The sequence below is a fragment of the Nocardia sp. NPDC057668 genome (assembly GCF_042799795.1).
Classification (GTDB): Bacteria; Actinomycetota; Actinomycetes; order Mycobacteriales; family Mycobacteriaceae; genus Nocardia.
Window position 1 is genome coordinate 156,438 of the sequence record NZ_JBHVIC010000001.1, and the last position, 18,741, is coordinate 175,178.

20 protein-coding genes and 1 pseudogene are annotated in these 18,741 nt (G+C 67.6%); 14 read left to right on the top strand and 7 right to left on the bottom strand.

Annotation, left to right across the window (positions count from 1 at the left end; genetic code table 11):
• Positions 1-22: 22 nt before the first annotated feature.
• Positions 23-289 carry a hypothetical protein gene (locus ACFVBH_RS00755; protein ID WP_378998529.1) on the bottom strand — a complete coding sequence of 89 codons (267 nt, stop codon included), beginning with the start codon at positions 287-289 and terminating at the stop codon, positions 23-25.
• Between the two features lie 304 nt (positions 290-593).
• Entirely contained in the window at positions 594-1,208 is a 615-nt protein-coding gene (locus ACFVBH_RS00760; RefSeq protein ID WP_378998531.1) for a maleylpyruvate isomerase family mycothiol-dependent enzyme, read from the bottom strand.
• Positions 1,209-1,414: 206 nt separating this feature from the next.
• Between ACFVBH_RS00760 and ACFVBH_RS00765 the strand changes: the two genes are divergently transcribed.
• The 3 genes from ACFVBH_RS00765 to ACFVBH_RS00775 all read left to right on the top strand — a co-directional run bounded on the left by ACFVBH_RS00765 (position 1,415) and on the right by ACFVBH_RS00775 (position 2,701).
• Complete coding sequence (locus ACFVBH_RS00765; protein ID WP_378998533.1) at positions 1,415-1,927, top strand: hypothetical protein; 513 nt, start codon at positions 1,415-1,417, stop codon at positions 1,925-1,927.
• Between the two features lie 291 nt (positions 1,928-2,218).
• Positions 2,219-2,341 carry a hypothetical protein gene (locus tag ACFVBH_RS00770; RefSeq protein ID WP_378998535.1) on the top strand — a complete coding sequence of 41 codons (123 nt, stop codon included), beginning with the start codon at positions 2,219-2,221 and terminating at the stop codon, positions 2,339-2,341.
• 42 nt (positions 2,342-2,383) lie between these two features.
• Entirely contained in the window at positions 2,384-2,701 is a 318-nt protein-coding gene (locus ACFVBH_RS00775; RefSeq protein WP_378998537.1) for a helix-turn-helix domain-containing protein, read from the top strand.
• A gap of 25 nt (positions 2,702-2,726) precedes the next feature.
• Here ACFVBH_RS00775 and ACFVBH_RS00780 read toward each other — a convergent pair whose 3' ends face one another.
• From ACFVBH_RS00780 to ACFVBH_RS00790, 3 genes and pseudogenes are all read right to left on the bottom strand, one after another.
• Entirely contained in the window at positions 2,727-3,545 is an 819-nt protein-coding gene (locus tag ACFVBH_RS00780; protein ID WP_378998539.1) for an ABC transporter permease, read from the bottom strand.
• A gap of 59 nt (positions 3,546-3,604) precedes the next feature.
• A pseudogene (locus ACFVBH_RS00785) lies at positions 3,605-4,300 on the bottom strand (ATP-binding cassette domain-containing protein); the annotation flags it as partial.
• Between the two features lie 32 nt (positions 4,301-4,332).
• Complete coding sequence (locus ACFVBH_RS00790) at positions 4,333-4,821, bottom strand: nitroreductase family deazaflavin-dependent oxidoreductase (RefSeq protein WP_378998541.1); 489 nt, start codon at positions 4,819-4,821, stop codon at positions 4,333-4,335.
• 104 nt (positions 4,822-4,925) lie between these two features.
• Between ACFVBH_RS00790 and ACFVBH_RS00795 the strand changes: the two genes are divergently transcribed.
• From ACFVBH_RS00795 to ACFVBH_RS00820, 6 genes are all read left to right on the top strand, one after another.
• Positions 4,926-5,603: a TetR/AcrR family transcriptional regulator C-terminal domain-containing protein gene (locus ACFVBH_RS00795; RefSeq protein ID WP_378998543.1), complete on the top strand. Its 678-nt coding sequence runs from the start codon at positions 4,926-4,928 to the stop codon at positions 5,601-5,603.
• Between the two features lie 315 nt (positions 5,604-5,918).
• Entirely contained in the window at positions 5,919-6,965 is a 1,047-nt protein-coding gene (locus tag ACFVBH_RS00800) for an acyl-CoA desaturase (RefSeq protein ID WP_354986687.1), read from the top strand.
• A gap of 278 nt (positions 6,966-7,243) precedes the next feature.
• The gene (locus ACFVBH_RS00805) at positions 7,244-8,098 is read left to right on the top strand and encodes an SGNH/GDSL hydrolase family protein (protein ID WP_354986686.1); all 855 of its coding nucleotides are present in this window, start codon (positions 7,244-7,246) and stop codon (positions 8,096-8,098) included.
• Positions 8,099-8,293: 195 nt separating this feature from the next.
• Complete coding sequence (locus ACFVBH_RS00810; RefSeq protein WP_378998546.1) at positions 8,294-8,656, top strand: hypothetical protein; 363 nt, start codon at positions 8,294-8,296, stop codon at positions 8,654-8,656.
• A 63-nt stretch (positions 8,657-8,719) separates the two neighbouring features.
• Positions 8,720-9,586 (top strand): SGNH/GDSL hydrolase family protein, encoded by an 867-nt coding sequence (locus ACFVBH_RS00815; protein WP_378998548.1) that lies wholly within the window; start codon positions 8,720-8,722, stop codon positions 9,584-9,586.
• 71 nt (positions 9,587-9,657) lie between these two features.
• Complete coding sequence (locus ACFVBH_RS00820) at positions 9,658-10,881, top strand: acyltransferase (protein ID WP_354986683.1); 1,224 nt, start codon at positions 9,658-9,660, stop codon at positions 10,879-10,881.
• 81 nt (positions 10,882-10,962) lie between these two features.
• Here the strand turns inward: ACFVBH_RS00820 and ACFVBH_RS00825 are convergent, their stop codons facing one another.
• Complete coding sequence (locus ACFVBH_RS00825) at positions 10,963-12,411, bottom strand: carotenoid oxygenase family protein (protein ID WP_378998552.1); 1,449 nt, start codon at positions 12,409-12,411, stop codon at positions 10,963-10,965.
• Positions 12,412-12,499: 88 nt separating this feature from the next.
• Here ACFVBH_RS00825 and ACFVBH_RS00830 point away from each other — a divergent pair, with 88 nt between their 5' ends.
• Positions 12,500-13,177, top strand: a complete 678-nt coding sequence (locus tag ACFVBH_RS00830; RefSeq protein ID WP_378998555.1) for a TetR/AcrR family transcriptional regulator — start codon at positions 12,500-12,502, stop codon at positions 13,175-13,177.
• Between the two features lie 60 nt (positions 13,178-13,237).
• On the opposite strand, the gene rox is transcribed toward ACFVBH_RS00830, so the two are convergent.
• The gene (rox, locus tag ACFVBH_RS00835; protein WP_378998557.1) at positions 13,238-14,668 is read right to left on the bottom strand and encodes a rifampin monooxygenase; all 1,431 of its coding nucleotides are present in this window, start codon (positions 14,666-14,668) and stop codon (positions 13,238-13,240) included.
• Positions 14,669-15,267: 599 nt separating this feature from the next.
• On the opposite strand from rox, the gene ACFVBH_RS00840 reads away from it, so the two are divergent.
• From ACFVBH_RS00840 to ACFVBH_RS00855, 4 genes are read left to right on the top strand one after another with little or no spacing between them, the layout of a single operon-like run.
• Positions 15,268-16,197, top strand: a complete 930-nt coding sequence (locus tag ACFVBH_RS00840; RefSeq protein ID WP_378998559.1) for an ABC transporter ATP-binding protein — start codon at positions 15,268-15,270, stop codon at positions 16,195-16,197.
• A complete protein-coding gene (locus ACFVBH_RS00845; protein ID WP_378998561.1) occupies positions 16,198-16,938 on the top strand; it encodes a hypothetical protein in 741 nt (246 codons plus the stop codon).
• Entirely contained in the window at positions 16,935-18,086 is a 1,152-nt protein-coding gene (locus ACFVBH_RS00850; RefSeq protein ID WP_378998563.1) for a sensor histidine kinase, read from the top strand. The genes ACFVBH_RS00845 and ACFVBH_RS00850 overlap by 4 nt, the downstream gene beginning before the upstream one ends.
• Positions 18,083-18,739 carry a response regulator gene (locus tag ACFVBH_RS00855; protein ID WP_378998565.1) on the top strand — a complete coding sequence of 219 codons (657 nt, stop codon included), beginning with the start codon at positions 18,083-18,085 and terminating at the stop codon, positions 18,737-18,739. Before ACFVBH_RS00850 ends, ACFVBH_RS00855 begins: the two co-directional genes overlap by 4 nt.
• The last annotated feature ends 2 nt before the right edge of the window (positions 18,740-18,741 follow it).

Genomic DNA, 18,741 nt, shown 5'->3' on the forward strand with positions numbered 1-18,741 from the left:
ACCGGCATTGAACCGCGCCCGCCTACGCCTGAATCACCTCGATGTTCACCATTGCGTTGAAGGAATCGCAGCTGGCCCAGGACTGGTTCTGGCCGTACTGGGGCGGGCCGTACTTCCAGTAGGTGAACGGCACGGGCCAGGCGACGCAGGTGAGCTTCACCTGATGCCAGGTCGGCAGCTCGCAATTGGACATTCCGCCGGTATTGAAGACGTTGTACACGTGGCAGTTGGCCTGCCACACCGGTACGTCCGCCTGTGCGGCGCCCCCACCGGCAAGAACGGTGCCCACGGCTGCGGTTGCAACAAATGCTCCGGCGGCAATGCGCTTCGCTGATAGCATTTCGACCTCCTGAATCGATGTTGTTTTGAACATCGCGTGGCGGGGTCGCACACGTTACTTATTCGCCGACGCGCTGAAAAACACCTATCTGACCGGCCATATGCAAATCTCGACTGGATTCGACCATTCCGTGCTGCGGTTCGGCCTCAAAATCAACTACGGAATTTCGGTAAATCAGTTGCCTGCCGGCACCAGCCATTCGACCATTCTCCCACCGCCGCGATATTCGGCCGAAGCGGGAGTGTTTCCTCGATCAGTCGAGGCGGGCGCGGAGCAGCGGCAGGCCGGGGCCTTCGAGGTCGGCCAGAGCCGCAGGGCGGGCGGCGATCGCCATGACGATCGCCTCGCCGGGGCCGGTCACTTCGGGTCCGGCGCCGTGCTGCCAGGGCAGGTCGGTGGCGGTGAGGCGGAGGCTGCGGGTTCGGCGTCCGGGGCGGATGAAGGGGTCGGGATGGCGCAGGACCGAGAGCAGATGGGGAGCCGGGACGACACGGGGCAGGGCGAGGGCTCGGCGGATGTCCTGGTGATGGATCAGGGTGTCGGCGAGCGCTATTCGGGGAACGGTGCGGGCGGCCAGACCGGATTCGATGGTGGCTTCGAACCGGGTCAGGAGTTCTTCGAGTGACAGTTCCCGCCCGCGGCGAACATAGTCGGCGTTCATCCGGTCGAAAGAGCCGCGCGCACGCACGGTTTCCAGAACATAGGTCAGCGGCGGGGTGGATTCATAGAGAAGGTGCGCAATGACGTCGCGGACTTGCCAACCGGCGCACAACGATTCGGTGGCCCACTGTTCGGCGGTGAGGGTGCGCAGCAGTTCGGCGAGGCTGCGGCGCTCGTGCGCGACCATCGCACGGGTTCGGGTTGCCATGAGCCTACTCAAGCACCCCACACGACCCCGCGGAACAAGGCGCGTGAATTCACAAACCGTGCCGCCGTACGAAAGTGTCGGCACCCGACGTCCCGCATATTCGTCACGTGACCATCAAACCGGCGAAGGTCGAATCGATTCGGCTCATCGAATCGAACGAAGCCTCGAATTCGGCCCCCACTTCGCCAACCAACTACGCTGCGACGGTGCCGAATACGCTCCTGTTCCTCGACGTCGACGGCCCCCTGCTCCCCTTCGGCGGCAACCACCCGCCCACTTCGCCACCCCGCGCCGAGCACCGAGACACCACGAGCCCCCTCATCTCCCGCCTGGACCGAACTCTCGGCCCCCGTCTGACCGCACTCCCCTGCGAACTGATTTGGGCAACAACGTGGATGGACGAGGCAAACCACACGCTGGGCCCGCTGCTGAACCTCCCAGTCCTCCCGGTCGTACCCTGGCCGACCCGCACCGACGACCCAGTGGACACCTGGTACGGCCTCCACTGGAAGACCCGCCCCCTCCTCGATTACGCCGCCACCCGCCCCTTCATCTGGCTGGACGACGAAATCACCCCGAGAGACACCGAATACGCCTCAACCCACCACCCCGCCCCGTCCCTCCTCCACCGAGTGAACCCCCGAACGGGCCTCGGCCCCACAGATTTCGAGATCCTCGCCACCTGGCTCACCACCCACCGCGGTCAGGGGGTCGAATAACTCGACTGCGCTGTCGTAGAACTTGCTTGCGTGGTCGTCGGCCATAAACCTGCGTTCCTTTATCAACTCGCCGCGGCGGGCCTCCGGCGACTCCACCACCCAAAGGCGCACTGCCCCCGATGCCCCAGGGGCGCCTGACCCCAACCGCGCCGTCCGATCCGGCCTCCCTCCGCAACGTTCCGCCTTATGTCCGGTTCCGCAACTGACACCACGCCGGCCGGGGCGAGTTCGCGCGCTTCCGCCTCCGCTGATTTCTACACACGGATGTGTAGTGATTCCTATACTTCCGGAATGGCCGACCAGGAGTGGGAGATGTACGTGGCGAACGTGCATCCTGCTGGTGGCGGGCGACAAAGCGCGACGCTGGGCTTCCTGGTACCGCACCGCAATCCCCTTGGCGGAGCAACGATATGAGCAGTACGTGAAGGATCGGCGAGAGGAAGAAGAGGGTCGGCGATGAGCGGATACTCTCGTTGGAAGGACATTCGGGGCGATTTTGTCGAGCGTGCGGGTGGCGAAGCCGCCGTGCAGGCCGGCAAGGAACAGCTTCTTGCGGAAATCGTGGGACATCGGCTGGCCGAGATCCGCAAGAGCCGCGGTTTCACCCAGCAGCAACTTGCCGTGCGTATGGGTGTGACCAAGGGCCGGATCTCACAGATCGAACGAGGTCATATCTCCGGTCAAGAGGTGCTCGCCCGATATGCGATGGCACTCGGGGGTCGGCTGCACCAGTCGATTCATTTCGACGACGGAGACGTTGCCGCCATTGCGTGACCGTTCCTGAGCTACGTGCCCTGCCTCATCGTTCGCGGCGGTACAGCCGCATGGTCAGCGGGCCGAAGACCGCCACCAGCGCCGCGCAGATCCCCAGCACCCGCGCGACCTCCGTTCCGGCCGGCATCCCGTGTATCAGCCCACGCACCGCCGTCACCAGCTGCGTGATCGGATTGACGTTCACGAACGCCTCGAGCCATCCGGGGAGGGTGGCCGGGTCGATGAAGACATTGCTGACGAAGGTCAGGGGGAACGTCACCAGGATCGCCAGGAACATCACCGACTCGGGGGTGCGGGCCAGCAGCGCCAGGGTGGTCCAGACCCACGACAGGCTCCATGCGAACACCAGCACCAACCCCACCCCGGCCAGTAGCCCCGGCACCCCGGCCCCGGGCCGGAAGCCCAGCAGCACACCGACTCCCACGATGACGCTCGCGGCGATCACATAGCGCGCGACATCGGCCACCAGCGCCCCGACCAGCGGGGCCGGCTGCCAGATCGGCAGGGACCGGAAGCGGTCGAACACCCCCCTGCCGATATCGGCGTTGAGCGCGACCGCGGTCGACTGGGTGGTCATGGTGACGGTCAGGACGAGGATGCCGGGCAGGACCGTCTGCAGATAGTCGCCGGTCGAACCGGCCAGCGCGCCGCCGAACAGGTAGGTGAACATCACCAGCATCATCAAAGGGAAGACCGTCACATCCGAAAGCTGGTCCGGCACATGCTTGATGCGCAGCATCGCGCGCCAGACGAAGGAGGCGACGGCGGCGACGGCATCGGCGCGCGGCGGCCGTTCGATGGTCGAGAGTGCCGCCCGCAGCGGGCCGGCCGAATCGGTGGTCATTCCGGAATCTCCTCGCGGGCTTGCGCTTCGGCGGCGGTCAGGGCCAGGAACACCTCATCGAGCGTGCTGTGCCCGGCGGCGGCTTTCAGTTCGGTCGTCGTGCCCTCGGCGATCACGCGCCCGTGGTCGATCACGGCGAGCCGATCGGCCAGACGGTCTGCTTCTTCCAGGTACTGGGTGGTGAGCAGCACGGTGGTGCCGGTGGTGGTCAGCTCCCGCACCACATCCCACACCGCGGTGCGGCTGCGCGGGTCCAGCCCGGTGGTCGGCTCGTCGAGAAACAGCAGATCGGGGGTGACGACGATGCTCGCCGCGATGTCGAGTCGCCGCCGCATGCCGCCGGAATAGCGTTTGGCCGGGCGGTCGGCGGCTGCTTCCAACCCGAAGGCGGCCAGCAGTTCCCGGGCGCGCTCGGCGGCGACTCGTCGCCGGTGTCCGAGCAACCTGCCCATCAGGACCAGGTTCTCCATTCCGGTGAGATCCTCGTCCACCGAGGCGTATTGGCCGGTAAGACTGATCCGCGAGCGCACGGCCGCGGGTTCGGCGACCACGTCGTGTCCGAAGATCCACGCCCGCCCGCCGGTGGGTCGTGACAGCGTCGCGAGCATCCGAATCGTGGTCGTCTTCCCCGCGCCGTTGGGGCCGAGCACCCCGTAGACGCAGCCCGCGGGCACGGCCAGGTCGATCCCGTCGACCGCGACGGTATCGCCGAACCGCTTGCGCAGGCCCTGAGCGCGAATCGCGTATCGGGTCATGGCATTTCCCCTTCCGGATCCAGCCCGCGCCGTCAGCCCTCGATCGCGGTCCGGCGCAGCCGCAGCACCTGATCGACGCCGAACACGCGCTGCCCCAGGCGTTCCGTGCGCGACTGATAGCGCGCGACCGACGCGGCCGGCACCAGCTCGGGTGAACCCACCCCGTAGGTCCGGCCTTCGTGGACGGCCTCGGCCCGGCCGGCGGCGAGCACGTTGCGCAGCCAGTCCGGCGAGGTGCCGTAGGGCAGCGAGATCAGGAAGTCGTCCCCGGCTTCGGTGATCCCGACCGGGGTGGCATACGCCTTTCCGCTGGAGCGCCCGACGTGCCGGATGATCGAGGCGGACGCCCCGGGCTGCCCGGCGGACTTCATGACGCCCCGATTGGTGACCCGGCGATTGAACCGGCGGACCACGGCCAGCCCCGGCGCGTAGCCGGTCTGCATCACCACCACCAGGAACAGGAACCAGGCCAGCGCCAGCCCGATCGGCGTGCCCGCGGCCATCGCGATGAGAACCCACATGATTGCTCCCTTACGTTGTAAGTCGTACGCTTCCCAGCGAAACACTTACAACGTAAGGCTGTCAAGAGCGGGCAAACTTACGACGTACGGTAGGTTGGGAAACCATGGTCACCGAGCAACGACCCCGCCTGAGCCGGGGACAGATCCTGGACGCGGCCGTGGCCCGCGCCGATCGCGACGGCATCGAGGCCGTGACCATGCGCAGCGTTGCCACCGACCTCGGGGTCGAGGCCATGTCGCTCTACCACCACGTGGCGAACAAGGCCGAACTGCTCGACGGCATGGTCGAAGTCGTGCTCGACGCGATCAACGTGGCGGTCGGCCCGGTGACCGCGAACTCCCCGGCCGAGTGGAAACCCGTGCTGCGCAGCCGAATTCTCACCGCCCGCGGCGTCCTGCTGACCCACCCCTGGGCGCCGGCGCTGATCGGCTCGCGCTCACCCATGACGCTCTCGATCATCGCCTACTTCGATTCGATCATCGGCCTGCTGCGCCTGGGCGGCTTCTCCTACGACCTGACCCACCACGCCATGCACGCGCTGGGCAGTCGCGCACTGGGGTTCACCCAGGAACTGTTCCAGCCGATGTCCGAAGAACACGAACGCGAAGGCGCCGCGACCCTCGCGACCATGGCCGATCGCTTCCCCAACATCGCGGGCATGCTCGCCGAGGATCCGGGCCACGACGACCAGAGCGCGACCCTGGGCTGGTGCGACGATCAGAGCGAGTTCGAGTTCGGCCTGGACCTGGTGCTGGACGGCCTCGAGCGACTACGTTCCTGATCGCGGGGCCTTGACGGTCCCCCGGCGCGGACCCGTCCGAAAGGTCATGAATAATGGCCCGCGCAACCCGCACCGCCTGACCGACCCGAAACAAGTTGCGCAGAAGCCGTTTTGACGCCCCGAGGGCAGTTCACGACAAACGTCGTGAACCCGGCATTCTGCGCGAGATTGTCATGCAGATGTGTCGCTATTCCACGGGTCCGTTCACCCGGCGGTGGTCGCGTCCCGTCATGCTCGTGTCGAGTCCGGCGACTCGAACAGCGACACCCAGGATGTGCAGCGACCGTGGTAATTGAGATGGCACCGCTTCGGCCGATGCGGACCGAGCCCGACTATCGGCCGCCCCGGGTCGCCGAGTCGGCCCCCATTCGGGGCAGCGAGTACGCGGTGCTCAAGCGACGCATGCGCGAGGCGCGACTGCTGGACCGGCGCTACGGGTACTACGCGATCAAGAGCGCGATCACCGGCGGCGCATTCCTCGCGGGCTGGGCGGCCTTCGCGCTGATCGGCGATTCCTGGTGGACGCTGGCGCCCGCGGTGTTGCTGGCCGTGGTGTTCTCCCAGATCGCGTTCCTCGGGCACGACGCCGGCCACCGGCAGATCTTCCGCACCCGCAGGGCCAACTACCTGTACGGCCTGATCGCCGGCAACCTCGGCATCGGCCTCAGCATCGGCTGGTGGACGAGCAACCACAACCGGCACCACGCGCATCCCAACACCGAGGGCGCCGACCCCGATGTCGGCGGCGTGCTCGCCTTCTCCGGCGGCCGGGCCGCGGCCGAACGGGGCTGGCGGCGTTTCATCTTCCGCTACCAGGCGTGGCTGTTCTTCCCGCTGCTGTTCCTCGAGGCGGGCAGCCTGCACTTCTCGAGCGTGCGCGCGTGCCTGCGCTGGCCGATCCCGCATCGCCGCTGGGAGGGGGCGCTGCTGGCTGCGCACGCGATCGGCTACCTCTCGACGGTGTTCCTGGTGCTGCCCCCGGGCAAGGCGCTGGTCTTCATCGCGGTGCAGCAGGGCCTGTTCGGCTTCTACATGGGCTGCACGTTCGCGCCCAACCACAAGGGCATGGAGGTGTTCGAGGAGGGCGACACCACCGACTTCCTGCGCCGCCAGGTGCTCACCTCGCGCAACGTGCGCGGCGGCTTCTTCATCGACACCTTGCTCGGCGGACTCAACTACCAGGTCGAGCACCACCTGTTCCCGTCCATGCCGCGGCCGAATCTGCGCCGGGCCCAGCCCATGGTCGCGGCCTTCTGCGCCGAGATCGCCGTCCCGTACGCCGAGACCGGTCTCTTCGTGTCCTACGCGCAAGCCATGCGCCATCTCGACGAGGTCGGACGGCAGGCCCGCCCGCTCGGTTGACCCATCACGCCCCATGACCTGGCGTGATCGTGCCCCCCGGATTTTCGGGGCAGGTTTTTTCACCGTTATGGGTGGTATGTCCGGAGCCCTTTTGTACACTCCCGCTGAAGTGAACATCGTTCACTTCAGTTTGGACCCGCTCCGCATACGCACGAGCCCGCACCCCCGATCCGGCAGCGCCGGATTCGATCCGCGGGCGATGAGAAGGCCAGGGAATACAGGTGTTCGGCAATAGCAAACGGTGGCTGTGTGCCACCGGGGTAGCACTCTCGGTCTCCATGACCGGGATCGCGGGGGCGGGGGCGGAATCCGCCTCCGGGGGGAAAGATCTGGTGGTACTCGGCGATTCGTTCTCCGCCAACGCGTGGGACTTCTTCGACGAGAGCAATACCTGCCTGCGGCACGGCGATACCGCCTGGCCCGCGCAGTTGGGCGGCCTGATGGGCGTGCACGGGACCGACCAGATGGTCAACACCTCGTGTCCCGGCGCGTCGGTCGACAGCGGTCCCGGCTGGACCATGGGCATGGAGGCCTCGAAAGCGGATAAGGCGGGCGCTTTCGGACCACGCACCAAACTGGTGACCCTGCAGTTCGGCCTCAACGACAAGTGGGGCGGCTCCGAGCAGACGCTCTGGAAGTCGCTGCCGACGTGCGTGTTCAACCTCGCCGAGGGCTGCGATCCCGACGCGGTGGCCCAGGGGCGCATGACCGACTTCAACGGCGTCTCGGGCAAGCTGCTCGCCGAGCGCATGAAGAACGCGGTGACCTACATCCGCTACTACGCGCCGAACGCCAAGATCGTCCTCGTCGGCTATCCGGAGCTGTTCACCCCGGGCACCAGCACGGTGTGCCTGAACATCCTCGGCGCGGCGCCGTTCATCCAGCCGCGCGGGCGCGCGGTGGTCGAGTACATGGACCGCATCGACAAGGCCCAGCGCGAGGCCGCGCAGCTGTTGAAGATCGAATTCCTCGATGCTCGCGCCCTCACCACCGGACACGGCCTGTGCTCGGAGGAGCCGTGGCTCAACGGCGTCTTCGACCCCCGGACCGACATCGACGGCCTGTTCTTCCACCCGTCCACCAAGGGCGATTCGGTGGTCGCCACCGCCCTCTACGAACGCTACGGCAAGTGAATTCTCGGGGTCGGCGCAGGCCGAAAACCACCCCGCAACAGGGTTGACAGCCATTAGCTATCGACCCGGAACACCGTATTGCCCTGCGGTTTTGGGGCTTGCGGGAACCGGATCTACAACGCTCGTTTCTCTTGTACACTCCCCGCTGAAGTGAACTTTTCACACTTCATTTTTCGATTCGAGGACTCTATGAAGATGCGTACCCCAGGTGTGTTCGTGATGCGTTCCGCGGCCGCGGTGCTCGGCGGAATGCTGCTCGTCGGCGGCGTCGCCGCGTGTGGCGACGACAAGGCCGACACCACCACCCCGTCCAGCGCCACCGTGCCGGCCGCCACCACCACCCCCGCCGCGACCACCGCCCCGGCCGCCACCACCGAGGCCGCTCCGCAGCCGGCCGCGCCGGAGCAGCCCGCCCCCGAGCAGCCCGCCGCCCCCGAGCCGGTCGCGCCGCAGCCTGCCGCGCCCGCGCCCAAGCCCGCCCCGGAGACCAAGGCGCCCGAGAAGCCCGCGCCGCCCACCCTGGACGCCCCCGGCTTCGAGCCGCGCGCCGGCTACTGAGCCGAGGGATTCGGAGCTACTCAGGTGTCGGGAAACAGTGGACGGTGGTTGTGCGCCGCGGTAGTGGCGGCATCCACCGCCCTGACGGCGATTCCGGGAGCGCATGCGGCGCCTGCTCCCGAGGGCAAACCAATTGTCGTCCTTGGTGATTCGTTCACCGCGAATGTCTGGGACCCGCTGCCCACGAACGAGTGCCTGCGCGGGCCGACGGCATGGCCCGCGCAGCTGACCGGCAGGCTCGGCGCACGTGGCGCCGAGCAGGTCGCGGACATCTCGTGTCTGGGCGCGTCGATCGACACCCCGCCGGGACACACGCTGACCCACGAGACGCGGGCCGGCGCCACGGCGGGGGCTTTCGGGCCCGCCACCAAACTCGTGACGCTGCAGTTCGGACTCAACGATCGCTGGGGCGGGTCGGACACGTCGCTGTGGGATGCGATGCGCGCGTGCGTCTTCGACCTCGCCGAGGGCTGCGGCACCGAGGCGGTCGCCGAGGGGCGCATGCCCGACGCGCAGGCCATCACGGGTGCGGCGTTCGCCGATCGTATTCGCAACGCGGTCACCTACATTCGCTACTACGCGCCCGCCGCGCGCATCGTGCTCGTCGGCTATCCCGAACTGTTCCGCGAGGAGCAGGAGACGGTCTGCCTGAACTTCTTCGGTGTCGTACCCTTCGTTCAGCCGCGAGGCCGCACCATCGTCGAATACCTCAACCGGATGGACCTGGCGCAGCGTGAAGCCGCCCGGGAACTGAACGTGGAGTACTTCGACGCCCGCGCCGTGACCACCGGGCACGGATTGTGTTCGCCCGAACCGTGGGTCAACGGCGTCTTCGATCCGACCGTCAAGTTCGATGGCTTGCCGTTCCACCCGTCGCCCACCGGCGACGCCGTAGTCGCGAATGCGCTGTACGAAAGGTACGTCCGATGACCCGCCCACCCGAGGTCGTGCCTGCGGCGCAAGCCGGATCGACCGCTCCCCCAGTGCAATCCGCTGCCGCGGTGACGGCAGCGGATGCAGATCGGACTCGGCCCCCGCTGCCCTCGCTGACCGGCGCGCGCTGGTGGGCGGCGTTCGCGGTCTTCGTGCTGCACGCGCTGGTGTTCCTGCCGGTCTATCCGTTCCAGAAGTCGGAAACGTTCAAGACCATCCACCAGTGGATTCCGATGCAGTTGGGCGCGGCCGGCGTCACGTTCTTCTTCGTGCTGTCCGGGTTCATCATCTACTGGTCGGTCCGGCCCGGCATGTCCACGCGCGCGTTCTATCGGCGCCGGGTGCTCAAGATCTATCCGACCCACCTGCTGGCCGCGGCCGCGTTCATCGTCGCCGCCAGTGTGCCGCTGAGCCGCGTGGTGGTCTGGGTGCCCAACCTGCTGCTGGTGCACACCTGGGTGCCGAAGTGGACCACGGTCGGTGGACTGAACGTGCCCTCCTGGTCGCTGGCCTCGGAAGTGCTGTTCTACGCGACCTTCCCGCTGGTGCTGCCGCTGATCCGGCGCATCCCCACGCGCCATCTGCTCCTGGCCGCGGGCCTGCTCATGCTCGGCATCGTGGCGCTGCACACCAGCTACTTCTTCTGGGTCGACGGATTCAAGGGCACGGCCAACGCCTTCGCCCCGCGTTTGGTCCCGGGCGACAACTCGCCGTACTACGAATTGCACGCCTCCCCAGCGTGGTTCGCCCAGCCCGACATCCCCGTCTCGCTGTCGTACTGGCTGAGCTACACCTTCCCGCTCTCGCGCCTGCCGGAGTTCTTCCTCGGCGTGCTCGCGGCCCGCATGGTGCTCGAGGGCAAGTGGCGCAACACGAGTATGGTGCTGCCCCTGCTCACCCTCGCCATCACCTACGCGGCAACCTGGGTCGTCCCGGTCAACTACAAGATGTCGGTACTGATGCTCGTGCCCATGACCGCGGTCGTCGCCACCATGGCCACCCGTGATCTGGCGGGCATCCGCGGCATCAACTCGCACCCGCGGATGGTCTGGCTCGGCAACGTGTCGTTCGCCTTCTACCTGATCCAGTTCCCCGTCATGGTGGTGATCACCCGATACCTCATCGGCGGCAAGCAGTTCGGGATTCTCGGCTGGGCCGGCTTCTCCCTGCTGAGCCTGGTGGTCGCGACGGCCATCGCGGCGGTGCTGTACCACTGGGTGGATCTGCCGATCATGAAGAATTTCGCCAGGCCCAAGCGCAAGCCGAAGCCGGATCCGGTGCCGGTCAGCTGATTCGGAGTACCGACGATGCCCGTCCGGGAAGTCTTCCGGGCGGGCATCGTCGTTGCCGTGGGGTGTCGCGTGGTGTCTCGATCACCACACCGGCGCCGGAGCGGCGATCCGGTGTTTGAAGGTGCCATGGAATCCCCAGGGGATGTGGTGGTCGAGCCAGGCGGTGGCCAGCGGCCCGCGCTCGAGATCGCGCGCGTCGAGGACGACGAGTTGGGAGCGGTCCTCGTCCAAATGGTGGTTCATGGCCAGCAGCCAGCCGTCGTCTTCGGCCGCGTCGCGGCTGCGCGGGATGAACAGTGGTTCGCCGACCGAGCTGGGGCCGAGGTCGCAGCCGGTGGTCTCGCCGGTCTCGGTATCGACCTTGACCACGGAATTGAACAGCTTCGCCGGGCCGCCCTTGCCGGCGAAGTAGGTGTAGCGGTGTTTGCGGGTGCCCCGGCGCCAGTCGTACTGCGGGAACTCACCGGATCGGTCCGATATCTGATTCTCGATGATGCGGCCGTCCCTGGTGATCCGGTATTGCATGAGCGTGGAGTCCGGGTACTCGGGGATGCCGCGGTCGGTGCGATTGACCACCCCGGTCATGTTCCGTAGTTTGTCCCAGTCGGTTTCCAGGCGCGGGAGTTCGACGACGACATCGTCGCCGTCGTCGTAGGCGTTGGTGAAGTGGACGTGCAGCAGTGCCTCGTGCTCCACGATGCGGACGCGACCGCCGTTCCTGGGGACCAGGACGAACCGGGTTCCCCTGTTGCGCTTGAATTCCAGAGAGTCGACGAACGAGGTCATCGACAGCGCGATCTTGGCGATGTTGGGCATGATCGGGTCCAGCACGAACACCATGTACTTCCGGGTCAATGCGAAGTCGTGGTTCCAGGGCAGATCCAGCATCGGGACAGTGGCGAGTTTGGTGAGCTTGCCGCCGCGGTCGATCCGGAACGTGCGGATGCGGGGTGTGGGGAGCAGGTCGAGGCCGAAGTTGTACATGTCGCCGGTGACGGGGTCCCACTTCGGGTGGGCGGAGAAGGCGCCGAGGTATCCGAGCTGACCGTCGAAGTCGGTGCGCCCGAGGGTGTCCAGGGTTTCGGGATCGATCCGGTGCGGGTTGCCGATCTCCCACAGCGCTAGCAGTTCGTCGGCGTAGTTGACGATGTTGGTGTTCGCCACGTTCTCCGGCAACCGGCCGACGTTGGCGCAGAAGCCGCCCGGGATCTGATCTCCGACGCCACGGAATCGGACGGTGTTCGATTTCTGACCGTGCTCGAAGTGCCGGGTGCGCACGTAGCGGTTGCGGAATCGCACCGAGCGGCCGTCGAGGATGAACTGGGAGATCATCCCGTCGCCGTCGAAGATGTTGTGCAGCAGTGTGCGGCCGACCTGGTACTTGCCCGGGCCGATGCGGTAGAGGGTTCCGGTCAGGTCGGGGGGAAGGGCGCCGTCGATCCGGGTCACGCGGTAGTCGTGCTCGTCCAGTAGCGGGGCTGTGACCTGCTGATAGGGCGTCAGGCCCCGGCCGGTTCGCGCTGTGGTCATCGCGGTTCTCCTTTGAACCAATTCTGATAACGCGCGTATTCTGCATACGAGCGTTATCAGAATGTAGGAGCCGATTACACTGCTGTCAATGTCTGAGGAGTCCCGTCCCTACGGCGGTGTGAGTGCGGCGGAACGCAGCTCCGCCCGCCGTGATCGGCTACTGGCCGCGGCGACCGCGGCGTGGGGAGAGTCGGGCATCACCGCGGTCACCGTGCGGGGCGTATGCAAAACCTCCGGCCTCACTCCGCGCTACTTCTACGAGCACTTTGCCAACCTCGACGAACTCCTGCTCGCGGTCGCGGACCAGGTCCGCGACGAACTGCTGGCCGCGATGGTGACTGCCGGACTGGCGGGCACCGGACCGGCCGAAACGCGTTTGGTCGCGGCGCTCGAGGCGTTCTTCGAAGCCGTGGCGAGCGACCCGCATCTACATCGCATCATCTCGAGTGACCCCAAAGGCATCGGCGCCCTCGCCCAGCGCCGCCGCGCCGTGGTCGACACCGTCGCCGACCTGGTCGTCGAATACGCCCCCGCGGCCCTGGGATTCGCCCCGGACCCCGCCCGGCTCCGCCGCGCCAGCCTGTTCATCACCGGCGGCGTCGACCAGATCATCGAGGAATGGTTGTCCGGTGCGATCACCATGACCGCCGCCGAGCTCGCCGCCGACTGCGCGCGGATGTGCATGAACGTCCTCCAGCCACCGGCCCCCGTATCTCCCCGAACGTCGGAGTGGCTGGGCCAGGAGTCACGGGACTCGGTTGGATGAATTGCACAGGTACCGGCCGATTCCGGACCCTCTCGAAATCGGCCGGCCCAACCAGGCGCACTACCCGGTGGCTGTGCCGAACCAGATCGGCAGGTGGTCGGCGAGATCCGCCTGCTCGGAACCGATCCATGCGACATGACCGTCGGGGCGGAGCAGTACGGCGGGCGCGTCGAGCTCGTGGCTGGCGTCCGAGATCAGGTCCACGCGATCGGCCCAGCCTGCCACCGACAGCCTGCCGGTTTGATCGAGTAGCAGACCACGGCCCCGGCGCATGCGGGCGTAGAGGTGGCCGTTTTCCTTCAATTCGATGTCGCGCAGGCGCTTTCCGAGCAGGTCGGGGCCGGGGCCGAAGTCGTAGCGGATGCCGATCGCGAGGATCATCTCGGTCAGATAGCGGTTCACATCCTCGAAGTCGAGCAGTCGCGCCACCAGCTTGCGGACCGCCTGCGGCCCCGGCTCCAGCAGCATCAGCTGCATTTGCGCGCGGGTGTTGCCGAGCACCTCGGCCGCGACCGGATGCCGTTCGGCGTGATAGGTGTCCAGCAGATTCTCCGGCGCCCAGCCGTTGACCGCCGCCGCGAGCTTCCAGCCCAGATTGAACGCGTCCTGGACGCCGAGGTTCAGCCCCTGCCCGCCGGTGGGCGGGTGAATGTGCGCGGCGTCGCCCGCCAGGAACACCCGTCCGGCGCGATAGCGCTCGGCCTGGCGGGTGGCATCGCCGAAGCGTGAGAGCCAGCGGGGCGAGTGCACGCCGAAGTCGGTGCCGCCGGTCGCGATCAGCTGCGCTTTGAGCTCGTCCAGGGTCGGCGGCACCGAACGGTCCTCGGCGACCGCGGCGGCGGGGACCACGATCCGGTACACACCGTCGCCCAGCGGCATTGCGCCGAAACGTAATTGGGTCTTGCGGACTTCGGCCCCGATCTCGTCGATGTACTCCGGGGACGCGGTCAACTTCGCTTCGGCCAGCAGGGTGTCCACCGTGCCGGGTTCGCCGGGAAAGTCCACGCCGAGCAGTTTGCGCACGGTGCTGCGGCCGCCGTCGCACCCCACCAGGTACCGCGCCCGCAGACTCGTTCCGTTCGACAGTTCCACCCGCACCCCCTGCTCGTCCTGGTCGAGCCCGGTCACCGCGCAGCCGCGCCGCAGCTCGGCGCCGGATTCGAGGGCGTGCTCGGTGAGCAACCGGTCGGTGCGGGTCTGGGGAATGCCCAGGGTGTACAGGTGCGCGGTGTCGAGCCCCTCGGGTGACGGCTTGGGAATGCCCGCGAAGAATCCGCCCACCGGATGCTTCGTGCCCTGCGCGAGGAATCGATCCAGCAGGCCACGCTGATCCATGATCTCGATACTGCGCGCGTGCAGCCCGAGCGAGCGCACGACGGGCGTCGGTTCGGGGTCCCTCTCGACGACGACCACCTCCACCCCGTGCAGCCGCAATTCACCGGCGAGCATCATCCCGGTCGGCCCGCCGCCGGCCACGATCACATCAATCATGAACTCTCCGTTCCCTCGATCCACCTCGGCCGGCCGCTCCACACCGAGCGTTCCCGACTCCCCCGCGCCGTTCATCCGGAGATTCCACCTGCTGCGGAACCCCCGGGCGAAGCGGTGCGCGGATGCGTCGCGAAACCCGATTTCCGCAGGTACCGGCTTCGGCCGATGATTGTGCAGCATCACCCGGGCCTTGCCGCAAGCCCCGGGGTGAGCTATATATTGAAGTGGGGCAAGGATGATTTCTCTCCTTGCCCCCGCCCATGTCCGGGGTCGCGGACAGTCCTCTCCCGCCGAGTCGGCTCGTCCTGTTCGACGCGGTTCGCCCACCGGATAACGATCGAGCGCCCCGCTATCGGCCGAGCAGGATCTGGCATCCATCCAATCCAGCCGACATGGCGGTATGCGGACGATGCCCACATCACCTCGGCCCGTCTTCTCGTTCCGCCGGTCAGCACGCTCGGCCGACATCGGCGCAGCGAGTGGTCGCCCGGGCGGATGCGCGATGCGATCGGATCGTGCCGAATGGTCCTCGAGAGTGATGCGCGGGTGCACTCCTTCGCCGGATGTGGTCGGCGAACCGCGGTCATAGCGTGGAATGCGTGATCGAATGCGATGCCCTGACCAAGAACTACGGTGCGACAGTTGCGGTTTCGGAGCTGAGTTGCACAATCGAGCCCGGCCGGGTGACCGGCTTCCTCGGCCCCAACGGGTCCGGAAAATCGACGACCATGCGCATGATCCTCGGCCTCGACCTGCCCGGCCGGGGCACCGTGCTGATCGGCGGCCGGCCCTATCGCACCCTGCGTGAACCGTTGCGAACTGTCGGGGCGCTGCTCGATGCCCGCCGGGTACATCCGGATCGGCGCGCCCGCGATCACCTGACCATGCTCGCGCTGAGCAATGCGATTCCGAGCGCGCGCGTGGCCGAGGTGCTCGCCGTCGTCGGCCTGGGTTCGGTCGCGCGGCAGCGGGTGCGCGGGTTCTCCCTCGGCATGTTGCAGCGCCTGGGCATCGCCGCGGCCATTCTCGGCGATCCCGCGGTGCTACTGCTGGACGAACCCACCAACGGGCTCGATACCGAGGGCATTCGATGGTTGCGCGGCTTCCTGCGCGGGCAGGCCGGACAGGGTCGCACGGTGCTGCTGTCGAGTCACGTCATGAGCGAGATGGAGCTGGTGGCCGATCACCTACTCGTGATCGGCGGCGGCAGATTACTGGCCGATGAACCCATGCCCGCGTTCATCGCCCGGAGCACGGCGGGAGCCATCCGGGTTCGATCCGACGACAATGCCGCGCTGGCAAGGGCTTTCGCCCGCGCCGGAATCGGCGCGGACCGGATCGAACCGGATGCCGAACACCGGCTGGTGATCCGGGACGTGCCCGCCGCCCGCGTCGGTGCGATAGCGGCCGAGGCCGGGGTGATCGTCTCCGAGTTGACCGAACAGCGGGCCTCGCTCGAGGATGTGTACACCGACCTGGTCACCCCGCACGGGCGTCATCGGCACCGGGTCGCCGGGGAGGTGGCGTGAATGTTGGCCGCACAGGTCCGTTCGGAGGCGCACAAGGTCCGATCGGTGCGGTCGCTCAGCGCGCTGCCACTGCTGACGACGCTGCTCGGCCCGGCGGTGGCGCTGCTGGTCGGGCTCACCGAAAGCCTGCGTCCGGACGATACGGTGCTCGGTGGGTCGCTGACCGGAGCCGAGCTGGGTCTCGCCCTGATCGGGGCCTGGGGCGCACTGCTGGTGACCACCGAGTATTCGACGGGCACGCTGTGGGCGGTGCTGGCCGCCCGGCCCCGCCGCCAGGTGGTTCTCGCGGCCAAGACGCTTGTCGCGGTGCTCGTGGCGAGCACTGTCGGGACGCTGTCCGGCAGTCTGGCATTGACTCTCGGCACGACGCTGCTCGATCCATCGAAATACGCTGCGGGCGATGCGTTTCCGGCGCTGCTCGGGGTCGCGGCCTGCTATCCGGCGATGGCCTGCCTCGGGGTGGCGGCGGGCGTGGCATTGCGATCGTCCGCCGGCGCGGTCGCGCTGATGTTGTCGGTGGCCGTGCTGCCCGGAATCCTCGGTCCGCTGCTCGGCGGGGCCGGGCCGTGGGTGAGCGGGGCGAGTCCGTCGGCGGTCGTCGCGAAACTGGCACAGAGTTCGGACGCCGCGCCCGAGCTCCTGGGAACCCTGGGTGGCTGGGCCGCCCTGGCGGTGATGTTCGGATACTCGATGCTCGCGCTGGCCGGCGCGGGCGTGCTGTTCGATCGGCGTGACGTATGAATCGATTCGCGAATCCCGTTGTCCGGCAGTGGGGATGGCTCGCGGCGACGGCCGTGCTGACGATTCTGACCTTCGCGATAGTGCTGCACACCCTGCAATCCGATACCGGCCTGTCGAACCGGCAGGCCCTCGGGCTGGCCCTGGCGCAGGGGCTCGCGTTGCTGATAGCGGTGCGCGTACCGCACGCCGCGTGGGCGATCTCGGCCGGGGCGACGGCCTTGTGCTCGGTGTGGGTGGACGCGGGGTTGTGGGTGGACCCGATGTTCAACAGCCACCTCGCCGTGCTCGCGCTCATCGCGTTCGGCACGGCACCACGCATCGCGGCCGGGTACTGGTGTGTGTCACTGGTTCTCGCCGTCGGGCTGACCGTGGCGCTACGCCCCCTGGACGCGGTTGCCGGGTCGATCGAGTTGGCGGTCCTGGCCGGTCTCGCACTGGTGGCCGGCGGAGCGTCCCGCGCTCTGCTCGAAACCAGGCGCACCCTGCGCCGCCAGCGCGATGCCGTCGACCGGGAGCGCGAACGCGGGGCCCTGCTCGAGGAACGCGCGCGTATCGCGCGCGAGCTGCACGATGTGGTGGCACACCATATGTCGGTGATCGCAATCCAGGCCGAAGCGATCCGGGTTCGCGACCCCGCGGCCGCCCCTCCCACCCTCGCCGGTCTCGACACCATTCGCGACAGCGCGGTGACCGCGCTCGGGGAGATGCGGCGCATCCTGGGTGTGCTGCGCTCCGGGGAGACCGGACTACTCCCCCAGCCCGCCCTGACCGACATCGATGCCCTGATCGACTCGGTGCGCGCCGCCGGAACCCCCGTCGACTGCGCGGTGACCGGCGACCCCGCCGGATTGCCACCCGGCCTCGGTCTCTCCGCGTATCGGATCGTGCAGGAAGCCTCGAGCAATGCCCTGCGGCACGCCCCCGGAGCGCCCTTGCGGATCGCGATCGACATCGCCCCGGAACGGATTCGAATCCGGATCGACAACGAGATCCGTCGCGATGCCGGCACCGCACCCGGCACCGGGCAGGGTTTGCCGGGCATGCGTGAACGAGTCACACTGCTGGGCGGCACATTTCACGCCGGACCCGACGCGTCAGGCGCGTTCCGCGTCGCCGTTTCCCTGCCGATCGGAGAGCCGAAGCCATGACCGTTCGCGTGCTGGTGGCCGACGATCAGCGCCTGGTTCGCGAGGGCATCGCCGTCCTGCTCGACGCTCAGCCCGACATCGACGTCGTCGCGCTCGCCGAGGACGGCATGCGAGCGATCCACGAGGTCGAACACCATCGTCCCGACATCGTGCTGATGGATGTTCGGATGCCGGTCATGGACGGCATCGAAGCCACCCGCCGCATCGCTGCCGCCGCCCCGTCCACCCGCGTCATCATGCTGACCACCTTCGACCTCGACGAGTACGTCTACGCCGCACTGCGCGCGGGGGCGAGCGGCTTCCTGCTCAAAGAGTCTTCGGCCCAAGCGCTTTCGGACGCCGTCCGGGTGGTCGCGCGCGGCGACGCGCTGCTCGCGCCATCGGTCACCCGCCGCCTGCTCGAAGAGTTCGCCGCCCGGGCCGATCCCCCCGCCCCGGTGAAGAACCGCCTGGCGGGCCTCACGGGCCGGGAGATAGAGGTCCTCACTCTGATAGCGCGTGGCCGCTCCAACCTCGAAATCGCCGGAGATCTGGTCATTTCCGAACAGACGGCCAAATCCCACGTCAGCCGAATTCTCGACAAACGCCACCTGCGCGACCGAACCCAGGCCGCGATCTTCGCCTACGAAGCCCGGCTCGTCACGCCACGCTGATC

Coding starts and splice junctions, on each gene's coding strand:
- ACFVBH_RS00760 (WP_378998531.1), bottom strand. CDS start 1,208: ATGGCAACCCGAACCCGTGCGATGGTCGCGCACGAGCGCCGCAGCCTC.
- ACFVBH_RS00770 (WP_378998535.1), top strand. CDS start 2,219: ATGGCCGACCAGGAGTGGGAGATGTACGTGGCGAACGTGCATCCTGCT.
- ACFVBH_RS00775 (WP_378998537.1), top strand. CDS start 2,384: ATGAGCGGATACTCTCGTTGGAAGGACATTCGGGGCGATTTTGTCGAG.
- ACFVBH_RS00780 (WP_378998539.1), bottom strand. CDS start 3,545: ATGACCACCGATTCGGCCGGCCCGCTGCGGGCGGCACTCTCGACCATC.
- ACFVBH_RS00790 (WP_378998541.1), bottom strand. CDS start 4,821: ATGTGGGTTCTCATCGCGATGGCCGCGGGCACGCCGATCGGGCTGGCG.
- ACFVBH_RS00795 (WP_378998543.1), top strand. CDS start 4,926: ATGGTCACCGAGCAACGACCCCGCCTGAGCCGGGGACAGATCCTGGAC.
- ACFVBH_RS00800 (WP_354986687.1), top strand. CDS start 5,919: ATGCGGACCGAGCCCGACTATCGGCCGCCCCGGGTCGCCGAGTCGGCC.
- ACFVBH_RS00805 (WP_354986686.1), top strand. CDS start 7,244: ATGACCGGGATCGCGGGGGCGGGGGCGGAATCCGCCTCCGGGGGGAAA.
- ACFVBH_RS00810 (WP_378998546.1), top strand. CDS start 8,294: ATGCGTACCCCAGGTGTGTTCGTGATGCGTTCCGCGGCCGCGGTGCTC.
- ACFVBH_RS00825 (WP_378998552.1), bottom strand. CDS start 12,411: ATGACCACAGCGCGAACCGGCCGGGGCCTGACGCCCTATCAGCAGGTC.
- ACFVBH_RS00830 (WP_378998555.1), top strand. CDS start 12,500: ATGTCTGAGGAGTCCCGTCCCTACGGCGGTGTGAGTGCGGCGGAACGC.
- rox (WP_378998557.1), bottom strand. CDS start 14,668: ATGATTGATGTGATCGTGGCCGGCGGCGGGCCGACCGGGATGATGCTC.
- ACFVBH_RS00845 (WP_378998561.1), top strand. CDS start 16,198: ATGTTGGCCGCACAGGTCCGTTCGGAGGCGCACAAGGTCCGATCGGTG.
- ACFVBH_RS00850 (WP_378998563.1), top strand. CDS start 16,935: ATGAATCGATTCGCGAATCCCGTTGTCCGGCAGTGGGGATGGCTCGCG.
- ACFVBH_RS00855 (WP_378998565.1), top strand. CDS start 18,083: ATGACCGTTCGCGTGCTGGTGGCCGACGATCAGCGCCTGGTTCGCGAG.